The organism is Peptostreptococcus faecalis, assembly GCF_900240845.1.
Lineage (GTDB): Bacteria > Bacillota > Clostridia > Peptostreptococcales > Peptostreptococcaceae > Peptostreptococcus > Peptostreptococcus faecalis.
In genome coordinates this window covers 40,455-54,181 of record NZ_OERU01000001.1, presented here as the reverse complement: position 1 = coordinate 54,181, position 13,727 = coordinate 40,455, and the positions used below count along the sequence as shown (strand labels likewise).

Here is a 13,727-nt window from a genome sequence, read left to right as displayed (position 1 = left end):
ATTTGTGAATATGCGTAGAATAAAATAATTGTATTGTGGGGGGGAGACTATGAGTGTAGAAATTAAATTAGCATATGATAATCTAGAAGCTATAGGAGTTTTATTTTTAGAATACTTTGAGAGTATCATAGCAGCTGGTCCAGATATAAGAAAATGTCTAGAATTGCAAGACTATGGAAGTGAAACAAAAAATCTCGATAAGAAATATGAACTACCGAATAACAGATTATATATTGCCTATTTAGAAGGAGAATATGTAGGATGTGTGGGTCTATTAAAAATAGATGATGAATACTGTGAATTAAAACGACTATATGTAAGAGAGGATAGTAGAAAAAATAATATAGGCACAATGTTGGTAGATAGAGTAATAGCTGATGCAAAAGAAATAGGCTACAAGTACATGAGGCTAGACACATTTCCTTCTATGAGGAGTGCGATTAAATTATACGAACGTTATGGATTCTATAGGATTGATTGTTATAATGAAAATGATACAGAAAGTGCAATCTTTATGCAATTAGATTTATAGGTATAACTTAAATTATAAATACATTATGAGGTATATTTTAGTTATTAAAAAATCACATTTAAATATGTGATTTTTTATTTTGTAACAATAAATATAAGAAAATATTAACATGGTATAGAAAATAATATTGCGACTGAGTATTTAATAGTATATAATGTATATGAAATAAATGATAATGATTATTTATACTAACAAAAAAGGGGGAGTTATATGAATAAAATAATAATCAGTTTAACATTGGTATCTTTTTTCTCAATTGGAATTATGAGTGCTCCAGCTCACATGCTAGAGAAAGAAAGAATTATTAGCAAAAATATTGAGATTGAAAGAATAGCAGGTGTTGATAGGTATGATACGTCATTAAAAATAGCTAAAGAAATATCATCGGATTCAGCTTATATTGTGAGTGGGAAAAATTTTCCGGATGCACTGTCAATAGGTCCAGTTGCAGCGTCAAAAGGTGCTAGCATTGTATTGGCAAACGATTCTGCTGATTTTAAAGAAAGATTAAGGGATATTGGCATTAAAAAAATTTCGATAGTTGGAGGTAAAAACTCTGTAGATAGAATAGTGGAAAAAAAACTAAAAGAAAATTTTAATGTAGAAAGAATTAGTGGCAAAGATAGATATGAAACTTCACTAAAATTGATAGAAGACAATATTAATCAAGATATAGGAATAGCTAGCGGTAGTAAATTTCCAGATGCACTCACAGCAGGTGCGTTTTTAGGTATAAAAAATATGTCTTTATTATTAGTTGATGGAGCTAACGAAAAAAATGGATCGAATTTTTTCAATGTGAAATACACTTTCGGAGGAGAATCAACTATAAAAGAAAGCAAGGGAAAACGAATTTCTGGAGTTGATAGATATGAAACTGCAGAAAAAATATCTAAAAACCTAGAAACATACGATACTGTAATTCTTGCATCAGGTAAAAAATTTCCAGATGCATTGTCTGCAGTACCTCTTGCAAAAAAATTAAATGCGCCAATTTTACTGACTGATGGTGAAAATCTGAGCAATTCAACAGAGAAATTAATCAGAAAAGCAAAAAAGTTAGTAATCGTTGGAGGGAAATCTTCGGTATCATATTCTGTAGAGAATAAGTTTAAAGATGATTCTAATTCAAGAGAAAGTAATGCAGATGGAAAAATATCAAAGGTAGATAGATCTGATAATAATAAAAAAATATATACTGATGAAAAAGTAATAAATATAGAGCAATCTCACTTTGGAGTAGTTAGATTGTTGAAAAAAACAAGTAATGATTATATGTATTATCTAAACGGAAGAGAATTGTCACCGAGTAAAGTTGATGATGAGGGTACTATAGTAAAATTTGAAATAAATCCACATGAAGTAAATGAGCTGTCCATAAAGTCAAAGTCGGAGGATAATCTAGTTCAGATCTCCAAAATTGGAAGCGGAACTGGAAAATTCACCAAGATAATAAAAAAAGAAAGCCCTAGAAAAATAATTACACATGATTCCATAAGTATAGAGGATTTCGTGACTGATACATATGATAAAGATGGAGAAAAAATATACTATCCAAAAAATAGCACATTTTCTCTAAGAGAAAGAGATACATTGATAGATGATAAAAGTATACCTAAGCTATCATCAGAAAAAACAATTTACGGAGATGATATAGAGATTTCAGTAGATAAAAATTTCAAGGAATCTAAGGAATGGATAAAAAATATTAAAAACATATCTATAAAGCATGGCAATTCAAAAGAAAATAGGGCTAACTTAGAGTATAGGATTAATGAAAATAATGGAAATTACAAAATTATAATCAACGCTAATAATAGAGTACTGAATGCAAAAAGCGGGAAAAAAAATATTATAATTGAGTCAAATGGATTTAATAATGTTAATCACGTTGTAGAAACGTATAAAATCGCAAAAGATATTATTCTAGATGGTAATTATGGATTTTATGCTAATGAACCACTTAAGTTTAAAATAGATTTAGGGGGAGAGAGCATACAGGATTTTATAAAAAATGTAGAGCTTGACGGAAAGTTACTAAAAAACAATGAATATAATGCCATATTCAATAAATTAACTATAAAAAATGGAGGAGACGTAGGAAAGCACCAATTAGTAGTAAATGCAGAAGGATTTAGAAAGATTGAATTAAAGTACGAAAATGAAAAGAGTAATTTTAAAAATCCAGAATTTACGAGTCTAAGGAAAGATAATAATGAAGTAAATAATATAAAAGAAGGTACGAATAGGCAAAGTTTAAAAGCATCTAAAAGAATTGATGTGTTATCGTCACCAACAAAATCAAAGTCTAGAGGTAATCATAGAGAAAAAACTGATGTAATTTCATCGGCTACTTCAGTAGTTGGAAGTAGAGTAATATCATTTTGTTTTGATTTTGATATGGTTGTGAATGCACACATATTAAAAGAATTAAATATGGAAACGGATTCATCTAAAAAAGTTTTATACTATTGGAAAAATACCGATAAGAAAGCTATATTTGAAGAAGATGGAACAGGTAAATTTATTGACTATACATATTATAAAAATAATGCAGGAAGATATAGTACATCTAAAAAATATGTTACATTCAAAGATCTATATAATAGCGAAGACTGTGAACTATTTATTGATAAACCTCCATATGTGAAATATATTTTGGAAGATGGAAGAATGGGAAGCACTTTAGGAAATGGAGAGCAAGAAATTTGGAAAATAAAAGCTCCAAAATTAGAAGTAGATGATATAATTGCTCCTGGAAAGCTTATTATAACAGTATCAAATGTGAACTATAAAGAGTGGTTTGGATCAATTAGCAAGGTATATATTAATTATCCAAATGAAATAAATAAAAACTCAATATATACTGATGTAGATAATAATAAATTAGTATTGGATTGTTCTAAAATAAGTTCATTAAATGAAGGCGAAAATAAAATTAAGATAATATCTAGTAAATACACAAATGCAGAGATAAAATTTAATTATAATAAGTCTGAAAATAAAAATATTGCCTCTAAAGTGAAAATAATTAGAGATAAAAATAATAATGTGATTTTAGAAGCTTCTGAAAAAGATTATTTAAAAAAATTGCGCTTAATATTAAATGGGAAATATTTGTTGGAAGATAAGGAAGTGAGTATATTTAAAGAAGGAGAGGGTGATTATTCTAATAGAGGAGATAAAATAGTGCTATACAATAAAAATATTTCTCATGGAGATAACGTAAATAATTTAGAAATAGTGTTAAATGGAAATATAGAAGAAAAAATTTCATTTAAACTTAACGATATTGATAAAATAAAAGAAGGTAGTGAAAATATAACGGACGGAGAAAAAGCAAAAGGAGAGGATTTAGAAAAAAAAATAACGGATAAATCCCCAGAAATTAACTACGAATTAAATAATAACTATGGAAGAAATGATATAGATTTAAGAATCGATAGAGAAATTGAAACGGATGTTGCTAAAAAATACATAAATAGCATAAATAAAATAAAGCTAGATAACAATGTAATAAAAATAAATAAAAAAGGAAATAGAGTTCCAATAGGAGAAAGCCTTTTATTAGAAAGTATTTTAACTATACGTGTTGACTTGAATAGAATTGAAAAAGGTACACATGAAATTAGGATATCATCGGATGGGTACGAGGATAAAATAATAAAATTTAATAATTAAAAAAACAGCCTTTCAATAATTTATGTATTGAAGGGCTGTTTTTATCTAACTAACTAAAATTATCTAACAAAGTCGACTCGATTCCAAATACATCAATAAAATTTATTTCTTTTTTATTGATAGTAATTTTTTTCTTATCTTCATCTTTTGGAGGAATATTATTTCCATAATATAAAAACTCAATAACATCATTTTCTACGGATAATATTTTTCCAGTAAATCCATTATCGGAATCATTAATAAATAGCGAAATTGTATTATTATTTAAACGGCAATAATGAAATACATCATCAAAAGAATCCATTTCGAGTAGTGTATTTTTATTTTTTAAAAGACCATGCGTATCATACAAATTATTTTTTTTGTTAGTATCCACAACATATTCTAATTTGTCTATATAACGTGAATTAAATACAGCTTTTTTTATAATATCGTATGGGAATATCTCGAATGAATCTAAAGAGCCACATGGATGTATTGCTTCAAACAGTACGTAATCTTTTGTAGTATTAATTACATATCCCAATGCAAAGTATCTGTCATTGTCATCAAAACGGTAGAGTTCAACTAGTTGATTTGGATCAAAAATATTTGATTTTTTTTGATTTGAGGAAGTTTTTTTATCTATTTTTTTCCCCTTTTTAGATTCTAGATATTGTTCCCAAAGATAATTATTTGTATCGAACTGAAACATATCAATATTTTTCTTTTTGACTGACATTTTATTAGGCTTTTCACTTTCTACAAAATGGTCTAGTAATTTTAATTTTTTCTTTTTATTTTTCTTTAGTTCTCCGACTATTTTATAGTCACTATCATATGTATATACAGTTAAAAGATGTTTTTCTTCAACGAAGTAATCAAATAATTCGTTTTCATTTTCAAATTTACTCAGTGTATCGCGAAAGATTCCCATATTATATGCATCATATGCATTTACACGTCGATTATATTCAATGTTTTGATTATAAAAATCTATATAATCAGAAGAATCCTTTATTTTACTAATACAATTTATAGGAATGAATAAATATCCATCTAATAAACTTCCTCCACTGCTAACAGACTCTAATAATAAATACTTTTTTGTTACTTTTAAAATATATCCTAAATTAAAGGACTCTTTATCGCCTTTAGTATATACTTGGACAAGTGCATCATTGGAATAATTTTTTAATTTTTTGAATTTCATAGTGTAATCCTTTCTTCACAATAATTGGATAATGACTATATACAACTTGGTAATTTGTTGGGTATAGTAGTCACTATTTTAAAATACTGATAATAAAATTATGCAAGTAATTTATAAAAAAATAAGCAATTTATAAAAAATAAATATTGTGTACTTAATAATAGAAGAAGTAATATTAAATGTCAATTATATTAATAGAATCTTTATAAATTCCTTATAAATTTAAAATATCATAATATTATAGCTAGAAGAAAGGACAAATATTATGGGAATTATTTTAGAAACTAAAAATTTATCTAAGTATTATGGAACTCAAAAATCAAATGACAAAATATCTCTAAAAATAGAGGAAGGAAGAATTTATGGTTTGCTAGGTCCAAATGGAGCAGGAAAATCTACATTTTTAAAAATGATATCAGGAATGAGTGAGCCTACTTCAGGGGAAATACTATTTTGCGGAGAAACTTTTAGAAGAAGTGATCTATACGATATTGGATCTCTAATAGAAAATGCACCAATTTATGATAATTTAACAGCATATGAAAATTTAAAAGCAAGAGCACTTTTGTATAATGTTGAAGAAAGTAGAATTAATGAAGTATTAGAAATAGTTGCTTTAAAAAATACAGGAAAAAAGAAGAGCAAAAAATTTTCCATGGGAATGAAGCAACGTCTAGGTATAGCAATTGCACTTTTGAATAATCCAAAGCTCCTTATATTAGATGAACCAACAAATGGATTAGATCCCATAGGAATTGAAGATTTAAGAATTCTTTTTAAATCACTGGCAAAAGAAGGAATAACAATTATTATATCAAGTCATATTTTAAATGAAATACAGCAAATAGCAGATAATATTGCAATAATTGTGAATGGAAAGCTATTGTATTATGATGAAATTAAAGACAACGATGATTTGGAAACTGTTTTTATGGAAGTAGTCAGAAAGGCGGATTATTAAAATGAAAAATATGATTAAATCAGCTTGGCTAAGGCAGAAAAAGTCTGAAGGTAAAAAAATCATGTATATACTCCCGGTGATTACAATAACAATTAGCATTTTTCTTGCTAGGTTTAATTGGCAGCAGATAGCATTTAACTGGTGGGAGTTTATGTTAATTCCTTTATTAATTAGTACATGCAGTGCATTTTTAGTTAGCATGGAAAATAAAAAAAATAGACATGGACTACTCAGTATTGTAGTTGATAAGAAAAAATTGTGGTTATCAGAAGTTTTTACATGCACATTAATGTTCTTTTTATCAATGTTTATATTTTTTATAATAGTATATATTATATCTGTGATAATTGGAGGTCAGTATGGTGTATTTTTGATTTTTATAACAACATTCTTGCTATTTATCACTTTTGTGTGGCAAATTCCTTTATGGATGTATCTTTCTGAATATATTGGTGCAATTCCGAGTATATTTATTGGAGTTATTGTAAATATGTTTTCTACTGTAGAAATATCTTTGACAAGTTACTGGTGGTTTCCTTTTGCAATACATGGAAGAATAAACTGTGCACTGTTAGGAATAATGCCGAATGGTTTAAATACAGATAATTCTGTGTACACTAATCATAAAATCATAGTTCCTTCTGTTTTAATTAGTTTGTTTTTATATGTGTTTATTACGTTGATTACAAGTATGATTTTTAAGAAAAAAGAGGTATAGTTATGTATTTATTTATTAATAATATAAAATTAAATTTTTATAAAAATATTAAAAATAATTTTTTTTATATTCACTTGGCATCTGCTATGTTTGTTATATCATTATTTTTATTTTACTATTATAACTCACCTTGGAGTGAACAGTCTAAAGTAACAGCATACATACAAATAGTTGCTTGTGCATTTCCAATGATGTCAAGTATTATTATTGCATTAAATTTTAAATTAGAGTCTCAAAATTTATTTAATATGTTGATTGGTGCACCAAACAGTAAGTTTTTATCACACTTTAATAATATATTATTTTTATTGATAGAGGGATGTATAACTTCACTGATAGCTCTTATAGGATTTGGTATAGTATTTAAGACTATGGGTAATCAATTTTTTAGTATTTCTATATATATTTATTCTAGTGTGTTGATGCTTATGATAAACTATATAATATATACCCTTATATATATTATAACCTATCAATTTGGTAAAAGTTTAGGCATAATGATAGGAGTATTTGGGAGTATTTTGTCAGCTATAATGTTGACAGGATTAGGTGAAAGCATATGGTTTTATATACCTTTTTCAATAGTTTCAAGACTCCCTAGTCACTTAATTATATCAAAAACAAACAATACTAACTATTTTTTGCAACCAGAAATTATAAAAGCGTGTATCAGTTGTATAGTATTATATTTTATAGTTACGATTCTATTTTATATTTGGAGTAATAAATGGGAAGGCAGATATGTCGATAAAGAATAAAGGAGCAACTTAAAATGTTTTATATTTTAGCAATAGATGATGAACCCGATATAACAGATATAATAAAAGAAGCTTTATCAAAAGATGATTATGAAATTGAAGTATATAATAATGCTAAAGATGTTAAAAAAGAGTCTCTATCTAAATATGATTTGATTTTGCTTGACGTAATGATGCCAGATATAGATGGTTTTTCCTTTTGCAAAGAGATAAGAGGTATAGTAGATTGTCCGATAGTTTTTATTACAGCTAAAACAATGGAACATGATGTGGTAGAAGGCTTGATGCTCGGAGGAGACGACTATATAAAAAAACCATTTGGAATTTTTGAACTTAGAGCACGTGTTGAATCTCACTTAAGACGTGAGAATAGAGAAAAAATAAACTTTTTTACACAAGGTGAATATAAATTTGATTTACCTGGTAAAAAATTGATGATGATTGATGAAGTGATTAATCTTACAAAGACAGAATATATGATTTGCGAATATTTAGCAAAAAATAAAGGACAGGTATTTTCACTAGAACAAATACTAGAATCTACTTTGGGATTTGATTCAGAAAGTGACACATCTGCAATTAGAGAACATGTGAAGAATATAAGAAACAAGATTTCAAAATACGGAGAGAATCCTATAGAAACTATTTGGGGGATAGGATATAAATGGAAATAAAAAAAAATGTAAAAAGTAAATCTATTTTCTATGTTTTCTTATCTTATATAATTAGATATAGTATAGCTATTGTAATTAGCATCATATTAATTCTATTTACTTTTAATTTAAGTATCTTAAATGGATATATTTTACCAGCAAACTACACTGAAAATATTATTTTAAGTAAGAAAGAAGAAATAATTAACAATAGAGAATTTAATAAAGACTTAATACCGAATACAGCTAAATATGTGCTATACGATAAAAATTACTCAGTAATATCATCTAATCTGCCAAATAATTTATTAAATGAATTTGTACATAGTAAAGAAAAAAAATTAAAACGGGAGAGAAGTATATTAAAGGTATATGAAAGAAAAAATGGAGAAAAAATAGAGATTATTTATAATATTAAGCCTGAATTTGCTTCAATTAATTTGCAAAAAAAATTACCATCGCCTGAAGTTTTACTCATTTTATGTATAGTAATAAATATCATTTCAATATCTGCTATAATGTCGCTGCTTTTTAATAGAAAAATAAAAAAAGAAATTAATATAGTGCTAGAAGCGACTAATGCTGTAAGTGAAAAACGACTTGATTTCAAAGAAAATTATACTAAAATTAATGAATTTAATAGAATATTAGACTCTATAAATAATCTAAGAGTAGCTTTAAATGATTCATTAATTAGTCAATGGAATGAACAAAATAATAAAAAAATACAGCTTTCATCAATTGCACATGATGTAAAGACACCTTTAACATTAATAAAATGCAATGCCGAATTATTGACAGAAGAATATACAAGGGGAAAAAATAAAAAATTATTAAATAATATTATAGCTGGAGAGAAAAAAATAGAGGAATATATGGAAATATTAATGGATTCATTGTTGATGGATAGGACTATAGGTGTAAATAATAAAAATGTATTTCTAAATGAATTATTAAATGACATAAAAAATCATTCTACTATTCTATGTAAATCTAATGATATTATGTTTAAGCTAGAATGCGATATTTCAGATATGAAAATTTATATTGATGAACAATTAGTAAAAAGAGCATTGATGAATATAATTTCAAATGCTTGTAAACATACAAAAGAGGGAGGAATAATTAGTTTAAAGGTTGAAACGGAAGATTATTTATTGAAGTTCACAGTACTAGATGAAGGTGAAGGATTTACTGATGAGGGTTTAAAAAATGCATCTAAGTTTCTATATACAAATGACAAAGAAAGATCCGGAAAAAATTATGGAATAGGATTATTTGTAGCAGAATTAGTTGCAAGCAATCATGGAGGAAAATTAATTTTAAGCAATAGAAAAGATACAAGAGGAGCTAGTGTATCTTTCTTTATTAATAGCATTAGAGAATAGTTTAGAATTAAAATAATTGATATAATTAATATCAATTATTTTTTTTATAAAGATATAAATAAAATAACTAAACTATAAAAAAACTCTATTCATAAGGTATTAATAATTGAAAAAAGCTATAGATATTGCAATCATATTTATAGTTAAATAAATATGATATAATCTAAAAAGTATTATATACGAAATAATTTAAAATTAAAATAGATGTAAAAGAGGTAGATCATGATAGAAATAAAGAACTTGAAAAAATACTATGGTGATAAGTGCGTACTAGACGATATTAACATAAGTATAAAACAAGGTGAAATATATGGATTAATTGGAGAGAGCGGATCTGGAAAATCGACTTTGCTAAATTGTATTAATAGAATAGAAAGTTTTGAAGAAGGTAGTATTAAAATAAATGGAATCGAAGTTAAAGATCTTACTTTTAACGAATTAAGAGATATTAGAAAAGGTATAGGAATGATATTCCAAGGATTTTCGCTGATAGATAGAAAAAGCGTTTACAAAAATATAGCACTTCCTATGGAATGCTGGAAAATAGATAAAGGCATTATTGAAAGAAGAGTAGAAGAACTAGCGGATGTGGTAGGACTAAAGGAGAGGTTAATGGACAAACCGAGTATGTTGAGTGGAGGGCAAAAACAAAGAGTGGCAATTGCAAGAGCTTTGACCCAAAATCCAACCATATTAATGTGTGATGAATGTACTTCTGCATTGGATCCGAGTAATACAGAGTCCATACTGAAATTATTAAAAGAATTGAGGGAAAATTTAGGGATAACAATATTGATTGTTACACACGAGATGTCTATTATTCAAGCACTGTGTGATAGGGTAAGTATAATTAAAGATGGCAAAATTGTTCAAACTGAAAACGTTGATAAAATGTTTATAAATAAGTCTGAGGAGCTAAAATCTTTGCTAGGGAAAAAAGATGTTGAAGTGCCTACTGATGGAATTACTATTTCATTTTCAGGAGTCAACTCCAAGGAAAATAGTTATATAGTTTACGAAATAGGTGAAATTGTGAAAAATAAATACTCTATAATAGATTCGTCTTTTATTGATACTGTATCAGGAAAGGTATTTAGCTACACCATAAATATTGATAAGGAAGACTATAATACAATATTAGAATTTTTTGATAAATATAAATTAATTTATGAAATAATATCTTATGGGGGTGAGTCATGTTAGATAATACGAGATTATTTGACTTTATGTATAGTTTAATATTGCCAGCTATATTTGTAACTATAAAAATTGTTGTAATTTCAGCTATATTATCTATATTGCTGGGGTTATTTTTTGGGACGGTGTTAGTTGTGACTGAAAAAGATGGATTGAGCCCAAATCGTTTGATACATGGAGTATTAGACAAAATAACGGATTTAATACGTGCTTTTCCAACACTGATTTTAATTGTTGCAATTGCACCTCTTACTAGGTTAATAATTGGAACTACGATAGGAGCTAATGCTGCTATTTTTTCAATTACAATTGCGTGTACACCTTTTGCTACGAGAATGACAGAGAGTTCATTTAAAACGGTAGATAAAGACATAATAAAAGCGGCGATATCTTTTGGAGCATCAAAAACACAAATAATTACAAAAGTAGTTTTGGTAGATGCATTGCCGAACTTGGTTTCAAATTTTACTATAATGTTAATAAATATGTTGAATATGACTGCTTTAGCAGGTGCAGTTGGAGCTGGTGGGCTAGGTGCAATTGCACTAACATATGGATATCAATCTTTTGATTATGCAATAATGTACTTTATTGTTGCTATATTAATAGTGTTCGTCTTATTCATTGAAAAAATGAGTAAAATAATATACAAAAAATTGAAATAATGAGGAGAATAATTATGAGTTTAAAGAAAATTTTTACAGGATTTACTGCAACTTTACTAGTTGCAACAGCACTTACAGGGTGCAATAGCGGGACAGGGTCATCTAGCGACAAAAAGGAAATTAAAGTTGGAGGGACTGCAATATCTCAAGTTACATATGAAGCTATTAAACCAGAATATGAAAAACTAGGTTATACTACAGAATTTGTAATGTTTGACTCAAATCCAGTAGTATTAGAAGCTTGTAATAGCGGTGAAGTAGATATAGCATTAGGTCAACACAAAAAATTTGTAGAAAGTTTTAATGAAAGTAAAGGAGCAGACTTGGATATGGCAACACCGTATGGATACTATACGGGAATAGGTCTGTATTCTGAAAAATATAAATCAGTAGATGATATTCCTAATGGTTCTGAAATAGCGATAATGAATGATCCAATGAACATGGGGATTGCTCTTAGAATACTACAGGATTCTGGATTAATAAAGCTTAATGATAAAATTGAATCTCCAACAGTTGCAGATATTGTAGAAAATAAAAAGAATCTTAAAATAATTGAAATGGAACAAGCACAAACAGTTACTGCATTAAAAGATATGGCAGGTGCTTGTATATTCTTTACACATATGTCTAATGCAGGTAAAGATCCAGCTAGCTATTTAGCAAGAGATAAAGATATGATTAATTTCCCAATGGGAGTAATAGTAAAAAAAGAAAATGCTGAGTCTAAGTGGACAACTGATTTTGCAAAGTTATTTAAAGAAGAATCAGTAAAGGAAAAGGTAGACAAAAAATATCCAGGTGTTTTTGAATTTTATAAAAGTGATGATCAGGTAAAAGAGTAATGTATAAAGAATTAGTGAAAAAAATATACTCTATATTAGACTTTGAAGGAAGTATAGTAGGTATACATTTGATTGAAAGTGAAGAAGAATATAAAAAAATTGAAGCAATAAGTCTAAAAAAAACAATGAATTATTGTGGGATGGTCAAGGCTGCGACAAAAGGAAATAGTATCAAAGCAAAATTAGAAGATTTTAAATGCAAAAGTGCACCTAGAGTACTAGGAATAGATCCTGAAGATAAGTATAATAAAAAGGGAGAGTTATGGTGTAACCTAGGTATTTACAAAGATTCTAGTATTAGTGAATCAGTGAGATCTGAATTAATGTATTATGAAAATGATAATGCAGTAGGAGTGTATGTTGCTCCAATAGAAAAGTACAATGAAATTCCTGATGTAATTTTGTTTTTTACATCGCCTTATAATTCAATGAGATTAATTCAAGGGTATACTTATAACTTTGGAATAGCGAAAAATATTCAATTAGTAGGAAATCAAGCAATTTGTTACGAATCAACAGCTAGAGTTCTATCAACAAAAGATATAAATATTTCAATGCTATGTATTGGAACAAGGCACAGAGCAGGTTGGAAAAATGAGAATATGTGCGTAGGAGTTTATAGAGATAAATTTTCTAAGCTAGTAGAAGGAGTCTATAACACGATAAATCCTATGGAAAGCGATGAAAATAAAAGATATATAAAAGAAAAATTAGAAGAACATGGGCTGGATTCTAGCTTTATACTATTTGATGACAACTACTACAAAAAAGTTTAAATTTACTTTATATAAAATATAGTAATCGATAATTTTTATTAAAAAATAAATAATAATTTAAATAGCCGCATTCAGTTTATAACCGATTGCGGCTATTTAATTTTAAAAAATATAGTTTAAAGGATATAAACAGTTGAATAATGTAGATATCTTATATTTGTAAGAAATTTTTTCTAAAGTAAATTGCCTAGGAAGCTAATAATAAAAAATATTGTATATTTATATTTTCAAATAATTACTGTCAAAAAAATAATGAATAAAAGAGAAAAAATAATAAAGAAAAGAATAAATAAAAAAACTTATTATTATAACCAAAAACTATACAGATTCTCATAAATATTTCTATTTTCTATTTATCGTT

12 protein-coding genes are annotated in these 13,727 nt (G+C 27.1%); 11 read left to right on the top strand and 1 reads right to left on the bottom strand.

Going from position 1 to position 13,727, the window contains the following annotated elements; translation table 11 throughout:
* The first annotated feature begins 49 nt into the window (after nt 1–49).
* Both C0982_RS00250 and C0982_RS00245 read left to right on the top strand, forming a co-directional pair.
* Complete coding sequence (locus C0982_RS00250) at nt 50–532, top strand: GNAT family N-acetyltransferase (RefSeq protein ID WP_101772246.1); 483 nt, start codon at nt 50–52, stop codon at nt 530–532.
* Between the two features lie 210 nt (nt 533–742).
* Nucleotides 743–4,213, top strand: coding sequence for a cell wall-binding repeat-containing protein (locus C0982_RS00245; protein ID WP_101772245.1), 3,471 nt, complete (start codon nt 743–745; stop codon nt 4,211–4,213).
* Nucleotides 4,214–4,262: 49 nt separating this feature from the next.
* Here the strand turns inward: C0982_RS00245 and C0982_RS00240 are convergent, their stop codons facing one another.
* The gene (locus tag C0982_RS00240; RefSeq protein WP_101772244.1) at nt 4,263–5,405 is read right to left on the bottom strand and encodes a hypothetical protein; all 1,143 of its coding nucleotides are present in this window, start codon (nt 5,403–5,405) and stop codon (nt 4,263–4,265) included.
* Between the two features lie 262 nt (nt 5,406–5,667).
* Here C0982_RS00240 and C0982_RS00235 point away from each other — a divergent pair, with 262 nt between their 5' ends.
* The 9 genes from C0982_RS00235 to C0982_RS00195 all read left to right on the top strand — a co-directional run bounded on the left by C0982_RS00235 (nt 5,668) and on the right by C0982_RS00195 (nt 13,366).
* Nucleotides 5,668–6,366: a lantibiotic protection ABC transporter ATP-binding subunit gene (locus C0982_RS00235; protein ID WP_101772243.1), complete on the top strand. Its 699-nt coding sequence runs from the start codon at nt 5,668–5,670 to the stop codon at nt 6,364–6,366.
* A 1-nt stretch (nt 6,367) separates the two neighbouring features.
* The gene (locus tag C0982_RS00230; protein ID WP_101772242.1) at nt 6,368–7,084 is read left to right on the top strand and encodes a lantibiotic immunity ABC transporter MutE/EpiE family permease subunit; all 717 of its coding nucleotides are present in this window, start codon (nt 6,368–6,370) and stop codon (nt 7,082–7,084) included.
* A gap of 2 nt (nt 7,085–7,086) precedes the next feature.
* Nucleotides 7,087–7,842, top strand: a complete 756-nt coding sequence (locus C0982_RS00225) for a lantibiotic immunity ABC transporter MutG family permease subunit (protein ID WP_101772241.1) — start codon at nt 7,087–7,089, stop codon at nt 7,840–7,842.
* A gap of 14 nt (nt 7,843–7,856) precedes the next feature.
* Complete coding sequence (locus C0982_RS00220; protein WP_101772240.1) at nt 7,857–8,516, top strand: response regulator transcription factor; 660 nt, start codon at nt 7,857–7,859, stop codon at nt 8,514–8,516.
* On the top strand, nt 8,507–9,883 hold the full coding sequence (locus C0982_RS00215) for a HAMP domain-containing sensor histidine kinase (RefSeq protein ID WP_101772239.1): 1,377 nt from the start codon (nt 8,507–8,509) through the stop codon (nt 9,881–9,883). Before C0982_RS00220 ends, C0982_RS00215 begins: the two co-directional genes overlap by 10 nt.
* A gap of 222 nt (nt 9,884–10,105) precedes the next feature.
* Nucleotides 10,106–11,086 (top strand): methionine ABC transporter ATP-binding protein, encoded by a 981-nt coding sequence (locus C0982_RS00210; RefSeq protein ID WP_101772238.1) that lies wholly within the window; start codon nt 10,106–10,108, stop codon nt 11,084–11,086.
* The gene (locus C0982_RS00205; RefSeq protein WP_101772237.1) at nt 11,080–11,745 is read left to right on the top strand and encodes a methionine ABC transporter permease; all 666 of its coding nucleotides are present in this window, start codon (nt 11,080–11,082) and stop codon (nt 11,743–11,745) included. The genes C0982_RS00210 and C0982_RS00205 overlap by 7 nt, the downstream gene beginning before the upstream one ends.
* A 14-nt stretch (nt 11,746–11,759) precedes the next feature.
* Entirely contained in the window at nt 11,760–12,590 is an 831-nt protein-coding gene (locus C0982_RS00200) for a MetQ/NlpA family ABC transporter substrate-binding protein (RefSeq protein WP_101772236.1), read from the top strand.
* A complete protein-coding gene (locus C0982_RS00195) occupies nt 12,590–13,366 on the top strand; it encodes a DUF169 domain-containing protein (protein WP_101772235.1) in 777 nt (258 codons plus the stop codon). Before C0982_RS00200 ends, C0982_RS00195 begins: the two co-directional genes overlap by 1 nt.
* The last annotated feature ends 361 nt before the right edge of the window (nt 13,367–13,727 follow it).

Excerpts from the sequence above, each read along its gene's own strand:
- C0982_RS00215 (WP_101772239.1), top strand. The coding sequence starts at position 8,507 with ATGGAAATAAAAAAAAATGTAAAAAGTAAATCTATTTTCTATGTTTTC.
- C0982_RS00240 (WP_101772244.1), bottom strand. The coding sequence starts at position 5,405 with ATGAAATTCAAAAAATTAAAAAATTATTCCAATGATGCACTTGTCCAA.
- C0982_RS00205 (WP_101772237.1), top strand. The coding sequence starts at position 11,080 with ATGTTAGATAATACGAGATTATTTGACTTTATGTATAGTTTAATATTG.
- C0982_RS00210 (WP_101772238.1), top strand. The coding sequence starts at position 10,106 with ATGATAGAAATAAAGAACTTGAAAAAATACTATGGTGATAAGTGCGTA.
- C0982_RS00245 (WP_101772245.1), top strand. The coding sequence starts at position 743 with ATGAATAAAATAATAATCAGTTTAACATTGGTATCTTTTTTCTCAATT.
- C0982_RS00220 (WP_101772240.1), top strand. The coding sequence starts at position 7,857 with ATGTTTTATATTTTAGCAATAGATGATGAACCCGATATAACAGATATA.
- C0982_RS00250 (WP_101772246.1), top strand. The coding sequence starts at position 50 with ATGAGTGTAGAAATTAAATTAGCATATGATAATCTAGAAGCTATAGGA.
- C0982_RS00225 (WP_101772241.1), top strand. The coding sequence starts at position 7,087 with ATGTATTTATTTATTAATAATATAAAATTAAATTTTTATAAAAATATT.
- C0982_RS00230 (WP_101772242.1), top strand. The coding sequence starts at position 6,368 with ATGAAAAATATGATTAAATCAGCTTGGCTAAGGCAGAAAAAGTCTGAA.
- C0982_RS00195 (WP_101772235.1), top strand. The coding sequence starts at position 12,590 with ATGTATAAAGAATTAGTGAAAAAAATATACTCTATATTAGACTTTGAA.
- C0982_RS00200 (WP_101772236.1), top strand. The coding sequence starts at position 11,760 with ATGAGTTTAAAGAAAATTTTTACAGGATTTACTGCAACTTTACTAGTT.